General features: G+C 65.7%; 18 protein-coding genes. 9 read left to right on the top strand and 9 right to left on the bottom strand.

Going from position 1 to position 16307, the window contains the following annotated elements; all coding sequences use genetic code 11:
* Window positions 1–4 precede the first annotated feature (4 nt).
* Window positions 5–745: a gluconate 2-dehydrogenase subunit 3 family protein gene (locus tag AB4M76_RS17850; RefSeq protein ID WP_368443398.1), complete on the bottom strand. Its 741-nt coding sequence runs from the start codon at window positions 743–745 to the stop codon at window positions 5–7.
* A 188-nt stretch (window positions 746–933) separates the two neighbouring features.
* Here AB4M76_RS17850 and AB4M76_RS17845 point away from each other — a divergent pair, with 188 nt between their 5' ends.
* Entirely contained in the window at window positions 934–1653 is a 720-nt protein-coding gene (locus AB4M76_RS17845) for a cytochrome c oxidase assembly protein (RefSeq protein ID WP_368443397.1), read from the top strand.
* Entirely contained in the window at window positions 1650–2162 is a 513-nt protein-coding gene (locus AB4M76_RS17840; RefSeq protein ID WP_368443395.1) for a CopD family protein, read from the top strand. Before AB4M76_RS17845 ends, AB4M76_RS17840 begins: the two co-directional genes overlap by 4 nt.
* Here AB4M76_RS17840 and AB4M76_RS17835 read toward each other — a convergent pair.
* Window positions 2132–2647 carry a DUF2231 domain-containing protein gene (locus AB4M76_RS17835; RefSeq protein WP_368443394.1) on the bottom strand — a complete coding sequence of 172 codons (516 nt, stop codon included), beginning with the start codon at window positions 2645–2647 and terminating at the stop codon, window positions 2132–2134. The two genes, AB4M76_RS17840 and AB4M76_RS17835, sit on opposite strands and share 31 nt — an antisense overlap.
* A 21-nt stretch (window positions 2648–2668) precedes the next feature.
* Here AB4M76_RS17835 and AB4M76_RS17830 point away from each other — a divergent pair, with 21 nt between their 5' ends.
* From AB4M76_RS17830 to AB4M76_RS17820, 3 genes are read left to right on the top strand one after another with little or no spacing between them, the layout of a single operon-like run.
* Complete coding sequence (locus AB4M76_RS17830; RefSeq protein WP_368443393.1) at window positions 2669–3334, top strand: cytochrome c oxidase subunit II; 666 nt, start codon at window positions 2669–2671, stop codon at window positions 3332–3334.
* The gene (gene ctaD / locus AB4M76_RS17825; protein WP_368443392.1) at window positions 3331–5814 is read left to right on the top strand and encodes a cytochrome c oxidase subunit I; all 2484 of its coding nucleotides are present in this window, start codon (window positions 3331–3333) and stop codon (window positions 5812–5814) included. The genes AB4M76_RS17830 and ctaD overlap by 4 nt, the downstream gene beginning before the upstream one ends.
* A complete protein-coding gene (locus tag AB4M76_RS17820) occupies window positions 5811–6134 on the top strand; it encodes a hypothetical protein (protein WP_368443391.1) in 324 nt (107 codons plus the stop codon). Before ctaD ends, AB4M76_RS17820 begins: the two co-directional genes overlap by 4 nt.
* 42 nt (window positions 6135–6176) lie before the next feature.
* Here AB4M76_RS17820 and ptsP read toward each other — a convergent pair whose 3' ends face one another.
* The 5 genes from ptsP to AB4M76_RS17795 all read right to left on the bottom strand — a co-directional run bounded on the left by ptsP (window position 6177) and on the right by AB4M76_RS17795 (window position 11581).
* The gene (gene ptsP, locus AB4M76_RS17815) at window positions 6177–8420 is read right to left on the bottom strand and encodes a phosphoenolpyruvate--protein phosphotransferase (RefSeq protein ID WP_368443390.1); all 2244 of its coding nucleotides are present in this window, start codon (window positions 8418–8420) and stop codon (window positions 6177–6179) included.
* Window positions 8421–8590: 170 nt separating this feature from the next.
* Window positions 8591–9829 (bottom strand): aspartate kinase, encoded by a 1239-nt coding sequence (locus AB4M76_RS17810; protein WP_368443389.1) that lies wholly within the window; start codon window positions 9827–9829, stop codon window positions 8591–8593.
* Between the two features lie 83 nt (window positions 9830–9912).
* A complete protein-coding gene (locus AB4M76_RS17805; RefSeq protein WP_368443388.1) occupies window positions 9913–10557 on the bottom strand; it encodes an SDR family NAD(P)-dependent oxidoreductase in 645 nt (214 codons plus the stop codon).
* A gap of 10 nt (window positions 10558–10567) precedes the next feature.
* Window positions 10568–11029 carry a DUF1178 family protein gene (locus AB4M76_RS17800; protein ID WP_368443387.1) on the bottom strand — a complete coding sequence of 154 codons (462 nt, stop codon included), beginning with the start codon at window positions 11027–11029 and terminating at the stop codon, window positions 10568–10570.
* A gap of 90 nt (window positions 11030–11119) precedes the next feature.
* The gene (locus AB4M76_RS17795) at window positions 11120–11581 is read right to left on the bottom strand and encodes an NUDIX hydrolase (RefSeq protein ID WP_368443386.1); all 462 of its coding nucleotides are present in this window, start codon (window positions 11579–11581) and stop codon (window positions 11120–11122) included.
* Between the two features lie 94 nt (window positions 11582–11675).
* Here AB4M76_RS17795 and modA point away from each other — a divergent pair, with 94 nt between their 5' ends.
* The 3 genes from modA to modC are packed head-to-tail and all read left to right on the top strand — an operon-like array spanning window position 11676 to window position 14180.
* On the top strand, window positions 11676–12413 hold the full coding sequence (modA, locus tag AB4M76_RS17790; protein ID WP_368443385.1) for a molybdate ABC transporter substrate-binding protein: 738 nt from the start codon (window positions 11676–11678) through the stop codon (window positions 12411–12413).
* A complete protein-coding gene (gene modB / locus AB4M76_RS17785; RefSeq protein WP_368443383.1) occupies window positions 12403–13095 on the top strand; it encodes a molybdate ABC transporter permease subunit in 693 nt (230 codons plus the stop codon). Before modA ends, modB begins: the two co-directional genes overlap by 11 nt.
* Window positions 13092–14180 (top strand): molybdenum ABC transporter ATP-binding protein, encoded by a 1089-nt coding sequence (gene modC / locus AB4M76_RS17780; RefSeq protein WP_368443557.1) that lies wholly within the window; start codon window positions 13092–13094, stop codon window positions 14178–14180. Before modB ends, modC begins: the two co-directional genes overlap by 4 nt.
* Window positions 14181–14219: 39 nt before the next feature.
* Here modC and AB4M76_RS17775 read toward each other — a convergent pair whose 3' ends face one another.
* Together AB4M76_RS17775 and AB4M76_RS17770 are read right to left on the bottom strand one after the other, a co-directional pair.
* A complete protein-coding gene (locus AB4M76_RS17775) occupies window positions 14220–14987 on the bottom strand; it encodes an EcsC family protein (RefSeq protein WP_368443381.1) in 768 nt (255 codons plus the stop codon).
* Between the two features lie 51 nt (window positions 14988–15038).
* Window positions 15039–15515 (bottom strand): GNAT family N-acetyltransferase, encoded by a 477-nt coding sequence (locus tag AB4M76_RS17770; RefSeq protein WP_368443556.1) that lies wholly within the window; start codon window positions 15513–15515, stop codon window positions 15039–15041.
* 105 nt (window positions 15516–15620) lie between these two features.
* On the opposite strand from AB4M76_RS17770, the gene AB4M76_RS17765 reads away from it, so the two are divergent.
* Window positions 15621–16226: a flavin reductase family protein gene (locus AB4M76_RS17765; RefSeq protein WP_368443379.1), complete on the top strand. Its 606-nt coding sequence runs from the start codon at window positions 15621–15623 to the stop codon at window positions 16224–16226.
* Window positions 16227–16307 lie beyond the last annotated feature (81 nt).

The raw sequence follows: 16307 nt of genomic DNA, 5'->3' as shown, positions 1-16307 counted from the left end.
TCTCTCACTCAGGAACGTTCCAGCCGGGGCGGCCCATCAGGCTCACCGGCGGCAGGTCGATGCGCGCGCCGTTGTGGCCCACGAAATCGCGGTAATCATAGCGGGCGCCCGGAAAGCCCACGTAATGCCAGGCCACCATGTCGCGGTTGCCGCCGTAGATCGGATCGGCGAAATAGCCCTCAATGGTGTTTTTCAGGATCAGGTCAAAAAACGCCTTGGCCGAGACCCCTTCGAAGGTGATTTCCTCGTCATCCATCCCCTTGAGAATTTCGTCCTGCTGCGCCTCCGTCAGCGCGGCAAAGCCGGCGTCATGCTGGGCGCGGCTATAGGCGTCAAGCTCGGCCAGGGCATGGCGGTAAAGCTGTGCCGGGGGATGTTCGCTCTGATAGCCTTGGGTCGCGGTGCCTTCGAGGAAAGGGCCTTTCATATACCAATGCTGGCCGCGCCCGTAGAACCCCGCCATCTGCCGGTCGAGAAAGGTGATCACATCGGCCTCGATCGCGCCCGGCCCGTCCTCGTCCGAGGGGATCAGCCGTGCGCAGATGGCGGCGACGGCCTCGCGCTCCTCGGGGGTGAAAAAGCGGTCCTCATAGGTGCCATAATAGGGCGGCTGCCCCTTCAGCGGCTCCCAGGGCATCCCCGCGCCCCGGCCATAGAGCGCGCCGAAAACAGCCGAGGGGGCGGCAATGGCGGTGCCACCGATGAGCAGGGACTTCAGGATTCTGCGACGCGTCGGAAAAGACAAGTGACCCCTCCAAATGGTGCATGAGACAGGGGCTGAATGCGCCCTGTGGTAGAAAGTGGATCGGTTTCACAGCGGGTCAAGAAAATTTGATGGGCAGGATGTGAACCAGACCGCGCCGCATTTCGTTTGGAACGAAGCGCGCGCGCGCGGCGTTCTTGTAAGGGAACGACGGAAGGGAAAAGAAGACCTTGCTCAGCGACGCTTGGATTCGAACCTATTGTGGCCCGGCCCCGCTGCCGGAGAGCCTTTGGCTGCGCTGGAACTTCGACCCGCTGCTTCTGACCACCCTGCTCCTGCTTTTTGTTGTCGTCCTGCGCGCCCGTAGTGGTCACGGGATGCTGGCCGTCGGCGTTCTGGTGCTGGCCTTCGTCTCGCCGCTTTGCGCGCTTTCTTCGGCGCTGTTCTCGGCCCGGGTGGTGCATCATGTGCTGCTCGTCGCCGTTGCCGCGCCGCTCTTGGCCTGCGCATGGCCCGCGCGGCGCGCTGGTGGGGCGATGCTGGCCTTTGCGGTCTCGACGGTGGTGCTTTGGCTCTGGCATCTGCCGGTCGCCTATGACCTCGCGCTGTCGCATGTCGGGGTCTATTGGCTGATGCAGATCAGCCTTCTGGGCTCTGCCCTGTGGTTCTGGCGCGCCGTCTTTGCGCAGGGGCGCAGTCCGGTCGAGGCCCTCACCCTGCTGATCGCGGGCTTTGCGCAGATGGGGCTTCTGGGCGCGCTGCTGACCTTCGCGCCCGAGGCGCTTTACGCCGCCCATGCCCTCGCGCCGCTCAATTGGGGCTTTTCCCCGCTGACCGACCAGCAGTTGGGCGGCGTCCTGATGTGGGTGCCGGCCGGCTTGCCCTATGCCATCGCTGCCGGGGCCGTGGCCCGGCGCGGCTGGGCGACGCTGCGGGCTGGCGCTACGTGAGCGGCTGGTTTCCGGTTCTGATCACCCTCTTCAAGGGCGTGCATATTGCCGCGCTCATCCTGTGGTGCGCCGGGCTTCTGGCCCTGCCTCTGATGCTGTCGCGCCATGACCCTTCCGCGTCGCGCGACTATTACGGGCGCATCCGCCGGGCTACCCATACGACCTATGCCATCCTTGTCACCCCCGCCGCCGTTGTCGCGGTGGTGGCGGGCACTTGGCTGATCTTTTTTCGCGAAGTCTTCGTGCCTTGGCTCTATGCTAAGCTGCTCTTTGTCGCGGCCCTTGCCGCTGCCCATGCCTGGATCGGACATCTGGTGGTGCAAGTGGCCGAGAAACCGGAAAAGCACCGCCTGCCCCCGCCCTATCTGCCGATCACCGCCGTCGGCATCCCCGTCATCGCAATCCTCATGCTGGTCCTCGGCAAACCTGATCTCTGGAACTTCCCCCTGCCCGACTGGCTACAGGAACCGCGCGGCGGTCAATTGCCCTTCGACGTGCCCAAACGATAATCAAAGACCAATTTACCCCCATGCCAACCCGTGAACCCCACCATTACCGCGCCGAGCCCCGACAGGAGGATGCCGAAAGGCAGCACCGCCTCTTGGTAGCCATAGAGCCTGTGGCCCCAGTTCGCGCCCAGCACCGCCAGCAGGGTGACGGCGATGATCGCATGGGTCCAGGCCGCGGCGCGCGAGCGGATGCCGCTCACGAGCAGAAGCTCGGCGGTGCCGGAAAACCCCGCCAGCACGCCGAAAAAGAACGCCGTCCCCGCCGCCCAGAGCGCAGCCCGCGCCCAGAAGGCATCGCCGGTCCACCAGTAGAGCAGATCGGCCCCCAGCAGGCAGAAGGACAGCGCGATGGGAAAGGCCACGCTCATCGCGTGGATCGGGTGCCCTTCGAGCGCGATGCGGGTCTCGGTCTCCTCATAGCCGGGTTGGGAGGCGATCGGGTCGATCAGCCGGTCCTCGGTCGGCTCATTGCTTTGGTCGCTCATCGGGGCAGGCTCCTTCGCGGGGTGATTGCTGGCACAACGTGCAGCCTGCTGATTGGTTGCAGCGGTGATCTGTCGGTGGTCGATCCGGCAGGTCCGGCGGCGCGCGCTATCGCCACGCTCTGGTGGGTGATGCTGATCGGCGCGGGGCTGATCCTGGCGTTGGTGGGGGCTTTGGTCATCGGCGCTTTCCGGGCGCCTGCGCGTGACGGCGCTGCCGGGCGGGACGAGAAATTCTGGATCATCGGTCTGGGTCTGTGTTTCTCCATCACGGTGCTTGCCGCGCTGCTGGCCTATGGGCTGATCGCCGGCGAGCGACTCATGCCCCGCGCGGCGGCGGATGTGGTGCGGGTCGAGGCCGAGGCCTGGCAATGGGCTTGGCGCTTTTCCTATGACGACCGCCCCGGCCATGTCACCGAGAACCTGCTGCATATCCCCGCCGGGCGGCCCGTCGATGTGGCGATCACCAGCCGGGACGTGGTGCATAGCTTCTGGGTGCCGCGGCTGGCCGGAAAGCTCGATGCCATTCCCGGTCATGTCAATGTGCTGCGGATCGAGGCCGATGCGCCCGGCACCTACCGTGGCCTCACCGCGGAATACAATGGCCCGGGCTACAGCCGCCATACCTTCACCGTCGAGGCCCATGACCCGGCGGGCTGGGCCGCCTTTACCGCGAGGGAGACACCATGAACGCGCTGCGCCGTCACCGCGAGTTGGATGCGATCTGGGCCTCCGAGTCGGGCTGGAAGGGCTGGACCAGCAGCGTGAACCATACCGACCTCGGGCGGATGTTCCTTGCCACCGCCTTTTTCTTCTTCCTCGTCGGCGGGGTGCTGGCGATGCTGATCCGCGCGCAACTGGCGACACCCGATTCCGCCTTTGTCGATGCCGGTGCCTTCGCGCAGTTCTTTACCATGCATGGCACGATCATGATGTTCCTTTTCGCCATCCCCACCTTCGAGGGGTTGGCGATCTATCTGCTGCCGAAAATGCTGGGCACCCGCGACCTCGCCTATCCCCGGCTCACCGCCTATGGCTACTGGTGCTACGCCTTCGGCGGGGCGATGCTGCTGGTGGCGCTGTTTTTCGGCATCGCGCCCGATGGCGGCTGGTTCATGTATCCGCCGCTCACCGGGCCGCTCCATTCGCCCGGCATCAACACCGATTTCTGGCTCATCGGCATTACCTTCGTCGAGATCTCGGCGATCTGCGCGGCGGTGGAGTTCACCGTCTCGATCCTGAAATACCGCGCGCCCGGCATGTCGCTCGACAAGATGCCGATCTTTGCCTGGTACGCGCTGGTCACCTCGCTGATGATCCTCACCGGCTTCCCGCCGCTGATCCTTGGCTCGGTGCTTTTGGAGGTCGAACGCGCCTTTGGCCTGCCGTTCTTTCAGGCCGATCTGGGCGGCGACAGCCTGCTCTGGCAACACCTGTTCTGGCTGTTCGGTCATCCGGAGGTCTATATCATTTTCCTGCCCGCCGCGGGGGTGATCTCCACCGTGATCCCGGTGATGGCGCGGACCACGCTGCTGGGCTACGGCTGGATCGTCGCGAGCGCCTTGGCGCTGGCCTTCCTCAGTTTCGGGCTCTGGGTGCATCACATGTTCACCACCGGCATCCCGCATATGGGGCTGGCGTTCTTCTCGGCCGCCTCGACGCTGGTGGCGGTGCCGACGGGGGTGCAGGTCTTTGCCTGGATCGGCACGATGTGGAAAGGGCGGCCCGAGTTGCATCTGCCGATGCTGCATATCCTCGGGTTCTTCGTCACCTTCGTGATCGGCGGGCTGACCGGCGTGATGGTGGCCGTGGTGCCCTTTGACTGGCAGGCCCATGACACCGCCTTCATCACCGCGCATCTACACTATGTGCTCTTCGGAGGTTTCGTCTTTCCGATCCTCGCCGGGATCTACTACTGGCTGCCGCTGGTGAGCGGGCGCAAGCGGCTGTTTCGGCTCGGCGAACTGGCCTTCGCGCTGATCTTCCTTGGGTTTCATGGCACTTTTCTGGCGATGCATTGGGTCGGGTTGCTGGGCCAGCGGCGACGGATCGACACCTATGACGCCGAGACCGGCTGGGGGGTGATCAACTTCATCTCCTCGGTGAGCAGTTTCATCATGGCGATCGGCCTTGCCATGGTGTTGGTCGATATCGTCATTCACGGCTTCGTGGCAGTGCGCGGACGGCGCAACCCCTGGCGCGCCGGGACGCTGGAATGGGCCGGCATGTCGCCACCCGCCGCCTATAATTTCGCCAGCCTGCCCGAGGTTGACGCGCGGCGCCCGCTGCACGAGACCCCGGACCTCGCCAACCGGCTGGCCAAGGGCGAAGGCTATCTTGGCGTGCCGAGAGCAGGCCGGCGCGAGACCCTGATGGTGGATGCCGCCAGTGGCCGCCCCGAGGCGCTGGTCATCTACCCCGGCAACACAAGGCTGCCGATCCTGATGGCGGCGGTGACGGGCGGCTTCTTCCTGTCGATCCTGCTGAAACTCTTCTGGCTTACCCCATTGGCGCTGGCCGGCGTGGCGGCATTGGCGCTGCTCTGGGTCTGGCAGTTGGGCGCGCGGGAGGATCAAGGGCCGCAGAAAGTCGGGCGCGGCACCCTGTTGCCGCTGGCGCGCGAGGGCGACAGATCGCCGGGCTGGTGGGGCTCGACCTTCCTTCTGGTGGCCAATGCCACGTTCTTCGGCTCGCTGCTCTTTGGCTATGCCTTCCTCTGGACCGTCGCGCCCGGCTGGCCCCCGGCGCAATGGCTCGCCCCCTCCTGGGTCGAGCTTGCCCTCGGCAGCGGCGCGGCGCTGGCAGCGGCGGCGGCCCAGCATCTGAGCGCCCGTCGCAACCGCGCCGGTGCCACCCCGATGGCCGCCCTTGCCCCGGCGCTGCTGGCCACGGCGGTCACCGGGGGGGGCTTTGCGCTGATGCTATTGCGCCTGCCGCCGCCGGACAGCCACGCCTATGCGGCGACGCTGATGGTCCTTACGGCCTATGGGCTGGCCCATGCGCTGCTCGTGCTGCTGATGCAGGGCTTTCTGATCCTGCAGGTCCGGCGCGGCTATACCTCGCCACGGCGCCGGACGGGGTTTGCCGTGGTGGCGCTTTGGTCGGATTATCTGGCGGCGATCACGGTGCTGATCCTGCTCGCCGCCCATCTGCCGGGGATGATCGCGTGAGAGAGCTTTTCCGCATCCTGCTGCCGCTGCTGCTCTGGCTTGCCAGTTTCAGCGCGATCTATGGGCTGCATGGTATCGGCTGTGCCTTTGACTGGACCGATGTGACCCTGCCCGCCCTGTCGCTGTTCCGCTGGGCGCTGCTCTCGGCCTGGGCGGGGGCCATCCTGCTGCAACTGCTCCTGATGTGGGCCGCGGCAAGGCCGCGTTCCGCGGCGCCGCGCGGGTTCTATCGCTGGGTCCGCCTTGCGACCGCATGGACTGGCCTGGTCGCAACGCTCTGGACCCTATCCCCCATCGCCCTCTCCACCTCCTGCGGCTAGGGCGCGCCGAGGCGTTCCGCGCCGCTCAGCCGACCCGGCGCGTCAAGTCTGATGCTGCTGGCGCACGTAGTCCATCACCGCGCCGCGCACCGACATCTCGCCGCGTTCGCGGGCGGCGTGGATCACCTCGCGCACATCGTCGAGATTGCAACGCCGCAGCAGGCTTTTGACCGGGCCGATGGAGGCCGGGCGCATCGACAGCGTGTTCAGCCCAATCGCCGCGAAACAGAGCGCTTCGACCGGACGCCCGGCATCTTCGCCGCAGAAAGACAGCGCCGTGCCGGTCTCGGCACAGCGTTCCACGATGTTTTCGAGGAAGGTCAGGAACGACACATTCAACGTGTCATAGCGTTTGCGCACGCGCTCGTTTTCACGGTCCGCGGCAAAGAAGAATTGCTTGAGGTCATTGCCCCCGATGGAGAGAAACTCGACCTCTTCAAAAAATTTCTTTGGCGCAAAGGCAAGGCTGGGGGTTTCCAACATGGCGCCGATCTCGACCTTTTCGGGCAGGCGGTGGCCAAGGATACGCTCGCGCTCCATCGCCTTGTCCATCTCGTCCCGCGCGGCGCGGAACTCTTCGAACTGCGCGACAAAGGGAAACATCACCGCCAAGGGCCGCCCGCCGGCGGCGCGGATCAGCGCCTGAAGCTGCATCCGCATCACGCCGGGTTTGTCCAATCCTACCCGGATCGCCCGCCAGCCGAGCGCGGGGTTCGGCTCGTCATTGGGTTTCATATAGGGCAGCACCTTGTCCGACCCGATGTCGAGCGTGCGGAACACCACGCGTTTGCCATGGGCGGCATCCAGCACGCGGGCATAGAGGGCGGCCAGCTCGGTGCGGCGGGGCATCTGGTTACGGACCAGAAATTGCAGCTCGGTGCGGAACAGCCCGACGCCCTCGGCGCCCGATCCTTCGAGTGACGGCAGGTCCGCCATCAGGCCCGCGTTCATCTGGAGACTGATCACCCGCCCGCATTTCGTCTCGGCCGGTTTGTCGCGGATCGAGGCGTAGCGTTCCTGTGCTGCGGCCTGCATGGCGATCTTGTCGCGAAAGGCGGTGGCGACGTTTTCATCCGGGCGTAGATGCACAACCCCCTGTTCCCCGTCGATCATGATATGGTCGCCATTGAGCGCGTCATTGGTCACCCGATTGGCATGAACGATCAGCGGAATCGCCAGCGCCCGCGCCACGATCGCCGCATGGCTGCCGACCGAGCCGCCCTCCAGCACGATGCCGCGCAGCGAGCGGCCATAGTCCAGCAGCTCCGCCGGGCCGATGTTGCGCGCCACAAGGATCGGGTCCACCGGCATCTCGGCGCCGGTGTCACTGCCCTGCCCGGTCAGATTGCGCAGCAGACGGTTCGACAGGTCGTCGAGATCCGACAGCCGCTCGCGCAGATAGGCGTCACTGACCTGCCCCAAACGGGCGCGGGCCATGGATTGCTCTTTCTCCACCGCGGCCTCGGCGCTGAGACCGCTTTGAATATCCTCCACCATGCGCCGCATCCAGCCTTTGGAATTGGCAAACATGCGGTAGGCTTCGAGCACCTGTTGCTGTTCTTTGTCGGCGGTAAGGCTTAACAATTGGTCAACGCTGACGCGCAATTGCTCGACCGCCTCGGTCAGACGCTCGGTCTCGCGCTCGGGATCGTCGGCGATGGGGTTCGAGACGACGACACGCGGCTCATGCAGCCAGACATGCCCCTCGGCCACGCCCTCTTGCGCCACCGTGCCGCGAAACAGGACCGGCTGGCTGTGCCGCGCCGACATCGCCGCCCCTTCGCCGACGAAAGCGCCCAGTTCGGCCATTTCGGCCAGCACCATGGCCACGACCTCAAGCGCATAGACCTCATCGGCGGAAAATTCCCGCGCCGCCTTGGACTGTACCACCAGCACGCCCAGCGTTTCGCCCAGCCGTTGCACCGGCACGCCGAGGAAGGAGGAATAGATCTCCTCCCCCGTCTCCGGCATGAAGCGAAAGCCCGCCGCCTGGGGCGCATTGGGCGTGTTGATAACGCTGCGCCGCTTGGCCACGCGGCCAACCAGACCTTCGCCCAGTTTCATCCGGGTTTCATGCACCGCGGCGGCGTTCAGACCCTCGGTGGCGCAAAGCTCCAGCGTGTCTTCGTCGCGGAACAGATAGATCGAACAGACCTCGCAACCCATGGAATTGGCAATGAGATGGGTGATCTTATCCAGCCGCGCCTGACCCGCAACATCGCCCGCCATGGCATCGCGCAGACGCCCCAGCAGCTTTCGGCTTTCGGTTTCAATACGTTCGGCCATCGGATCTGTCCCTGCCCTTCTGGTTCAGGGTTTAGCGCACTCACGCAAAGATAGAAATGCAATTTGCGTAAAACCGATCGGGGCAGGCCGCAGAGGTGCTGCCTTTTGCGGCACCCTGCCGCCCGCCCCGACCCAGCGGTTCAAAGCCGCCTGATAATTGGGCAGCCCTCTTAGGCGGCCTTGTCGAGTTCAAAGGCGTCATGCAGCGCCTGCACGGCCAGTTCCATATATTTGCGGTCGATCAGCACGCTGATCTTGATCTCGGACGTGGTGATGACCTTGATGTTGATGCCCTCATCCGAGAGCACTTTGAACATCTTGGCCGCCACGCCGGTGTGGCTGCGCATCCCGATGCCCACGACCGAGACCTTGGCCACGCCCTTGTCGGCGACGAGTTCCTGGTAGTTGATGATCCCGTCTTCATGCGCCTTTTGCATGGCTTTCTCGGCCCGGGCCACCTGATCGACGGGGCAGGACCACGTCATATCGGTGCGGCCTTCTTCGGAGATATTCTGCACGATCATATCGACATTCACGCCCGCATCGCTGAGCGCGGTAAAGATCGTTGCCGCGATGCCGGGCCGGTCGGCCACGGACAAGAGAGTCAATTTCGCTTCATCACGGGAAAACGCGACCCCGGCCACCACATTGCTTTCCATGATTTCCTCCTCATCGCAGACCAGCGTTCCGGCTGCGTCCGATTGTTCCTCGAAACTGCTGAGCACCCGCAGCTTGACCTTATACCGCATCGCCAGTTCGACCGAGCGGGTTTGCAAGACTTTCGCCCCGAGCGAGGCCAGTTCAAGCATTTCTTCAAAGGCGATCTTATCAAGTTTGCGCGCCTTGGCCTCGACCCGTGGGTCGGTGGTATAGACGCCGTCGACATCCGTGTAGATGTCGCAACGTTCCGCGCCAAAGGCGGCGGCAAAGGCCACGGCGGTGGTGTCCGACCCGCCCCGGCCCAGCGTGGTGATCCGGCCCTGCGGGCTGATGCCCTGGAAACCCGCGACCACGGCGACCTTCATGCCCTCGCCAAATTTGGCGGTGATATTGTCGGTGGGGATTTCCTCGATCCTTGCGGCGGAATGGGCGTCGGTGGTGCGCACCGGCACCTGCCAGCCCTGCCAGGAGCGCGCCGGCACGTCCATTTCCTGAAGCGTCAGCGCCATGAGCCCGGCGGTGACATTCTCCCCGCTCGACACGATGGCGTCATATTCACGCGCGTCATAAAGCGGCGAGGTCTCACTGACGAAACCCACCAGCTTATTGGTCTCACCGGACATGGCCGAGACGATGACGATCACGTCATAGCCCTTGGAGACCTCAACGCCCACGCGTTTCGCCGCGCGGCGGATACGGTCCAATGTGGCGACCGAAGTCCCACCGAATTTCATAACCAGAACAGGCATTTTGTCCCCCGCGCAACAGTCCAGCGCGGTCTAAGCCGCGGGACCGGCAGAGGCAAGCCTATTTCACACCCAAGGGCGGGGGATCAGAAAGGATGCGCGCGCCCGTCCCATGTCTCGAACGCGCCGCTATGGGAAAGATCGAGCGCCGCGATACGCTCGGCCAGCCCCTGCGCCGAAGCCTGCGCCGTGATGTCGCCCGAGGCCCCGCCCATATCCGTCTGCACCCAGCCGGGATGGTAGATGCCCACCGCGATGCCGTCAGATTTCAGATCGACCGCCAGATTACGCCCCAGATTGATCGCCGCCGCCTTGGAGGCACGGTAGATATAGCTGCCGCCGGGAGCTTTGGTCTGCGAGCCCATCTGCGAGGCGATGATCGCGATTTTGGCTCCCGCTGCCGCGCGGAGATTGTCGAGCAGGCTTTGCACAGTCAGGAAAACCCCGGTGACATTGGTAGCAAAGCTCTGCGCCCAAAGCTCCGCACCAAAACCGCTTTGCAGATCATCGCCCTTGTCGAGATAGACACCCGCATTGCAGATCAGCAGGTCCAGCGGGCGGCCCTTGAGCGTGGCGGCGAAAGCCGCGTGGCTTTGCGGGTCGGTCACATCCAGCTTGGCCTCTGCCCCGGCCCCGCGTGCGGTGCCGATCACCTCTTCCCCGGCGGCCCTGTACTGCGCGGCCAAAGCCGCTCCGATGCCGCGGCTTGCGCCGGTGATGACGGTGGTCATGGGCGTTCCTTTAGGAAAGTTCGCGTTTGGGTTTGAACGGCAGCGGCATCAGCGGCACGCCTTCCGCGACCAGAGCGCGGGCCTGATCGAGCCGCGCTTCGCCGTAGATTGACCGTTCGGGGCTGCGCCCCTCATGCATGGCACGGGCCTCTTTGACGAAGTTCTTGCCGACGTAATCGGCACTTTCCTCCACCTTGCGCCGCAGGCTGGCGAGGGCCTGTTCGACCTCGCTTTGCGGTTTGGAGAGCGTGGGGGCGGTCTGAGTGGCTGGGTCTTTCTTGGCCGACACGTCAGCCTCCGGCGTTTCTTTAGAGGTCACGCGCGGCGCCATCAGGGATTTGCTGACCTCGGATGAGCCGCAGACAACGCAGGCCAGATGCCCCGCGCGGGCAAGGCTGTCAAAGGCCGCGGCGGACTGGAACCAACTGTCGAAACCATGCCCGGCTTCGCATTTCAATGCATAACGGATCATCTGCGCAGTCCTTAACTCTGCTCTTTAAATGGGCTGCGGCGGCGATGAGGTCAAGCGCATGGGGCGCCGCCCTGCCCCTCCGGCTGCGCCTTAACGCGCGGCAGACTTGGGGTCGAAATGCAGGATCAACCTTGCCAGATCGGCGTTATCGAGCAAGCCTGCCGCCTTTTTCGGCGAACACCAGCGCCGCTGGCGTTGCCCCGCTTCGGGGTAGTGTTTGGCCAGCGCCTTGACCTTTACCGGATAGAGCAGCGCCAGACAGGCAATCGGCCCTTTGGGCCCGGCTTTGGTATAGCTGTAGCTCCCCAAAGGCTCCGCCCCGGCCTTGCCCTGCACGCCCGCTTCCTCCCAGGCTTCCACCAGCGCACTCTCCTGCGGCGGCTTGCCCGCCATCGGCCAGCCTTTGGGCACGATCCAGCGTTTGCGCCCGCGCGAGGTGACAAGCAATACCTGCAGCCTGCCCGCCTTGCGCCGCCAGCAAAGCGCTGCCAGCTGCAGGCGTTGACCGGCCTTGTCGGCCGGGTTGCGCGTGATCGGCGTCTGTGTCGTCATATGCGTCCTGTCAAATCACCGTGAGCCTAGCGCGCGGCCAGCGCCTTGACCATATGCGCTTGCTCCGCCCCGGCGCATCAAAGATAGTGCGGGCATGAACCGGATCGCCGCTTTTTTCATCTTCATCTGCACCCTCGCCACGCCGCTCCGTGCGGGGGCAGAGCCCCCCGTCACGGTCTTTGCCGCCGCCAGCCTGCGCGGCGTGTTGGAGGAGATCGCCGCCGCCTTCCCCGGACCCTTGTCGTTGGCCTATGGTGGGTCGGGCACCATGGCCCGGCAGGTCGCGGCGGGCGCGCCGGCGGATGTGGTGCTGCTGGCCAGCAGCGATTGGATGGATTGGCTGGAAGGGCAAGGACGCCTGCAGGGGCCGTCCCAGATTTTCGCCCGCAACCGTCTGGTGCTGATCGCCCCTGCGGGGGCCGCCCCGCTTGCGGAGGCAGAGATTGCCCCCCGGCTGGGGGACCGCGGACGGCTTGCCATGGGCCAGCGCGTGGCGGTGCCGGCGGGGGTCTATGCGCGGCAGTGGCTACAACAGGCGGGGCTTTGGGATGCCTTGCAAAGCAGATTGGCCGAGACCGACAATGTTCGCGCCGCCCTGGCACTGGTGGCACGGGGCGATGCGCCTTTGGGCGTGGTCTACGCCAGCGACGCGCGGGCCGAGCCGCAGGTTGAAGTGGTCATGGAAATCCCCGACGAGGCGCATGATCCGATCACCTACCCCGCAGCGGCGCTGACCCCCGAGGGCGCGGCGCTGGTCGCCTTCCTGATGAGCGACACGGCGCAGGCGATCCTCGCGGATCACGGGTTCTTGAAGGCTGACCATGGGTCTTGATGCCGCCGCCTGGGAGGCGCTGCTGCTGTCGCTGCGGGTGGCGAGCGTGGCGATGCTGCTGTCGCTGCCGCTGGCGCTTTGGGTGGCCTGGATATTGGCGCGCAAAGAGTTTCGCGGCAAGGGTCTGCTGAGCGCGCTGGTGCATCTGCCGCTGGTGCTGCCGCCGGTGGTGACGGGCTATCTGCTGCTCCTGGCCTTTGGCCGCAATGCGCCGCTGGGGCGGCTCTTGGAGAGCTTTGGCATCGGCCTTGCCTTTCACTGGACCGGCGCGGTGCTGGCGGCGATCATCATGGGCTTTCCGCTGATGGTCCGCGCCATGCGGCTCGCGATCGAGGCGGTCGACCCCAAGATCGAAGCCGCCGCCGCCACCCTGGGCGCGCCGCGGGTCAGCGTCTTTGCCCGCGTCACCCTGCCGCTGATCCTGCCGGGCATTCTGGCGGGGGCGGTCATGGGCTTCGCCAAGGCGATGGGCGAGTTTGGCGCCACGATCACCTTTGTCGCCAATATCCCCGGCCAGACCCAGACCCTGCCCAGTGCGATCTGGACCGCCTTGCAGGTGCCCGGCGGGGAAAGCCGGGCGTTGGTCATGGCGGCGCTGGCGGGGCTCGTGGCCCTGCTGGCGGTCCTGGTGTCCGAGGCGCTGGCGCGGCGGGTGGCCAAACGTATTTCGGGGGCGCGCTGATGCTGGAAGTGGCGCTGCACCACGGTTTCGCGGGCTTTGACCTTGATCTCGCCTTCGATGCCGGGGCCGGGATCACCGCGCTTTTCGGGCGCTCCGGGGCGGGTAAGACGACGGTGATCGACGCCGTGGCCGGGCTGCTGCGCCCCGAGGCCGGGCGCGTAGTGCTGGATGGCCGGGTGCTGTTTGACGCCGCAGCGGGCATCTGGGTGCCGCCGCACCGCCGACGGCTGGGCTATGTCTTTCAGGACGCGCGGCTGTTTCCGCATCTCACCGTCGAGCAGAACCTGAGGTTCGGCGCGCGTTTCGCGCCGCGGGGCAGTTCGGGCGCCGGGTTTGACGATGTGGTGGCGCTGCTCGGGCTGGCCGGGCTGCTGGGCCGCGCGCCTGCGACGCTCTCGGGTGGGGAAAAACAGCGGGTGGCGCTTGGCCGGGCGCTGCTCAGCCATCCGCGGATGCTGTTGATGGACGAGCCTCTGGCCAGTCTTGACGGGCCGCGCAAACAGGAAATCCTGCCCTATCTGGAACGGCTGCGCGACGGTGATCTATGCCTGCCGATCCTCTATGTCAGCCATGCGGTGGACGAGATCGCCCGGCTGGCCGACCGTTTGGTGCTGCTGCAGGACGGGCGTCTGCGGGCGCAGGGCGCGCTGTTCGACGTGATGGCCGACCCCGCCGCGGTGCCGCTTTTGGGCGTGCGCGAGGCCGGGGCGGTGCTGGAGGCGGATGTCATCGCCCATGCGCCGGACGGGCTGTCGACCCTTGCGATCAGCGCGGGCCAGTTGGAACTGCCGGGCGTCCAGGCCCCGCTGGGCGCGCGGGTGCGGCTGCGGGTCTTGGCGCAGGATGTGATCCTGTCGCGCGACCGGCCTCGGGGGCTGTCTTCGGTCAATATCCTGCCGGTGCGGGTCGAGGCGGTGCATCCCGGTGATGGGCCGGGGGCGGCGATTGCCCTGACGGCGGGCCGCGACCGTTTGCTGGCGCGGGTGACCGCGCGGGCGGTGCGCGAGTTGGACCTGCGCGCGGGGGTGAATTGCTATGCGATCCTCAAGGCCACCACCGTGGCACCGGGCAGCATCGGGCGCTAGGCGGAGCCCCCCTCTGTTTGGCCAAAGAGAATGGGGGGATCAGAGTTTGGGAGCTGTCTGACCCATTTTCTGACGCAGACGCGCGACCAGTTCTTCTTGGGAGAGGTCCGCGTCGATGGCCAGTTTGCGCATGCCGAAATGCACATGGGCCATGTCCTGGTAATAGCTGGTATAGGCATAATTCGTCGCGGCACCGGCCACCGCGCCGAGCACCGGCACCGCCTGGGCGGCGAGTTTTTGGCCCAGCACCACCGCAAGGCGCGGGGCGACACGGGCGATCACCGCGTTCATGGCGCGACCGGTAAGCGCCATGCGCACGGTGAGGAACCCCAGATCGGCGCCGTCATCCTCGGCCAAAGGGCCGGCGGCGGTGAAGACATGGACACAGTCGAATTGCACGTTTTCCGCCGCCGGATCAAAACCATGTTCCGCCGCGACCCCTTGGATCACGCGCAGCAGCAGCGTCGTGGTGACCGGAAGCTCGGCCAGTGCCGTGGGCAAACCCCCTGCCCCGCCAGCCGCGCCCATGGCGGTGGAGACCGCTTGGTTGAGCCACCCCTGCTGGTCTTTCACATAGCTGCGGCTGGAATGGGCGGCCTGCATGGCATGGTTCAGCGCCTTCATCGTGGCGCTTTCGAGGTTGCGGCGCACCGGGGAGGGCAGCCGGTCGATCAGCCCATCCGCGCTGCCGCCGATCAGGTTGAGCACATGGATGCCCACGCCGCCCGCCTGTTTGTAGCGGCGCGCGATCTCATCGAGCCGCGCGTCAACGTCGACGGTGCTGGGCAGGTTGCTTTCGATCTTCATGGGCGTCCCTCATTCCACTTGGCCTCAATGTGGGTCGGCGGGCGGGGAAAATCAAACCCAGCGGCAGACTTTGCCGGTGATGCCGGTCCAGGCATCGGGCGTGAGGGCGCGGCCCAGCACGCGGGCGGGGTTCGTGGGGGGCGGCATTTCGACATCTGGCAGCAGGGTAAAGCCGAAACGGCTGTAATAGGGCGCATCCCCCACCAGCATCACGCGTTGCCAGCCCAGAGGCGCGGCCCGGGCCAGAGAGGTCGCGATCAGCGCCGCGCCCAGCCCCTCGCCCTGACGCGTGGGGTGGACCGCGACCGGGCCCAGCAGCAGCGCCTCGGCGCCGCCGATCCGCACCGGCCAATAGCGGATCGCCCCGGCGAGGATGCCGCCGCTGTCACGGGCCACATGGCTCAGCCCCGCCACGGGCGGCACGCCATCGCGCAGCCGGTAAGAGGACAGCGCCTCACGCCCCGGCGCAAAACAGGTGTCATAGAGGGCTTCGACCTCCCAATGATCGTCTGGCACCTCCGGGGTCATCTTATAGGGGGATTGGTGCAAGGCCGGGGGCTTTCGAAAGCAATTGCGGGTGGCGTCGGACGTAGCATGAGGCTAGCCATGGGTGCAAACCATCAAGGAGTGCCCATGTTCTACCGCCCCGAAGACGGCCACGGCCTGCCGCATAACCCTTTCAACGCCGTCGTCAGCCCGCGCCCAATCGGCTGGATCTCAAGCCGCGATGGGCAGGGCCGCGACAATCTTGCGCCCTATTCGTTTTTCAATGCCGTGGCCTATGTGCCGCCGCAGGTGATGTTTGCCTCGACCAGCGCCAAGGAGGATGTGGCGGGGACCAAGGATTCCGTCTCCAACATCCGCGAGTCCGGGGTGTTCTGCGTCAATATCGTGGAATATGCCGCGCGGGATGTGATGAATGTGACCTCTGCCGGATTGCCGCATGGCACCGATGAGTTCGAGCGCGCCGGGATCACCAAGGCGGAATGCGAGCAGATCGCCTGCGCCCGGGTGGCCGATGCGCCTGCGAACTTGGAATGCAAGGTGACACAGATCGTGCAACTGCCGGGGGAAGCGAATTTCGTGGTGTTTGGCGAGGTGATCGCCGTGCATCTGCGCGATGATTGCATCGTCGACGGGCGGTTTGACGTGACGCAGTTCCAGCCGCTGTCGCGTCTGGGATACCGTGATTACGCCGCGGTCCGGGATGTGTTTGAGTTGAAACGACCGGATGATTGAGGGCTGAGAGGGGCGCCTGCGGCTTGAGTCCGGGCCGGGGTGGAAATCGCAACCAAGTTGCAGAAAACCCGGCACCTATCG

Source organism: Sulfitobacter sp. PS-8MA (assembly GCF_040933935.1).
Taxonomy (GTDB): domain Bacteria; phylum Pseudomonadota; class Alphaproteobacteria; order Rhodobacterales; family Rhodobacteraceae; genus Sulfitobacter.
Note: the sequence above shows the minus strand (reverse complement) of the source record. Positions and strands in the feature narration are given on the sequence as shown.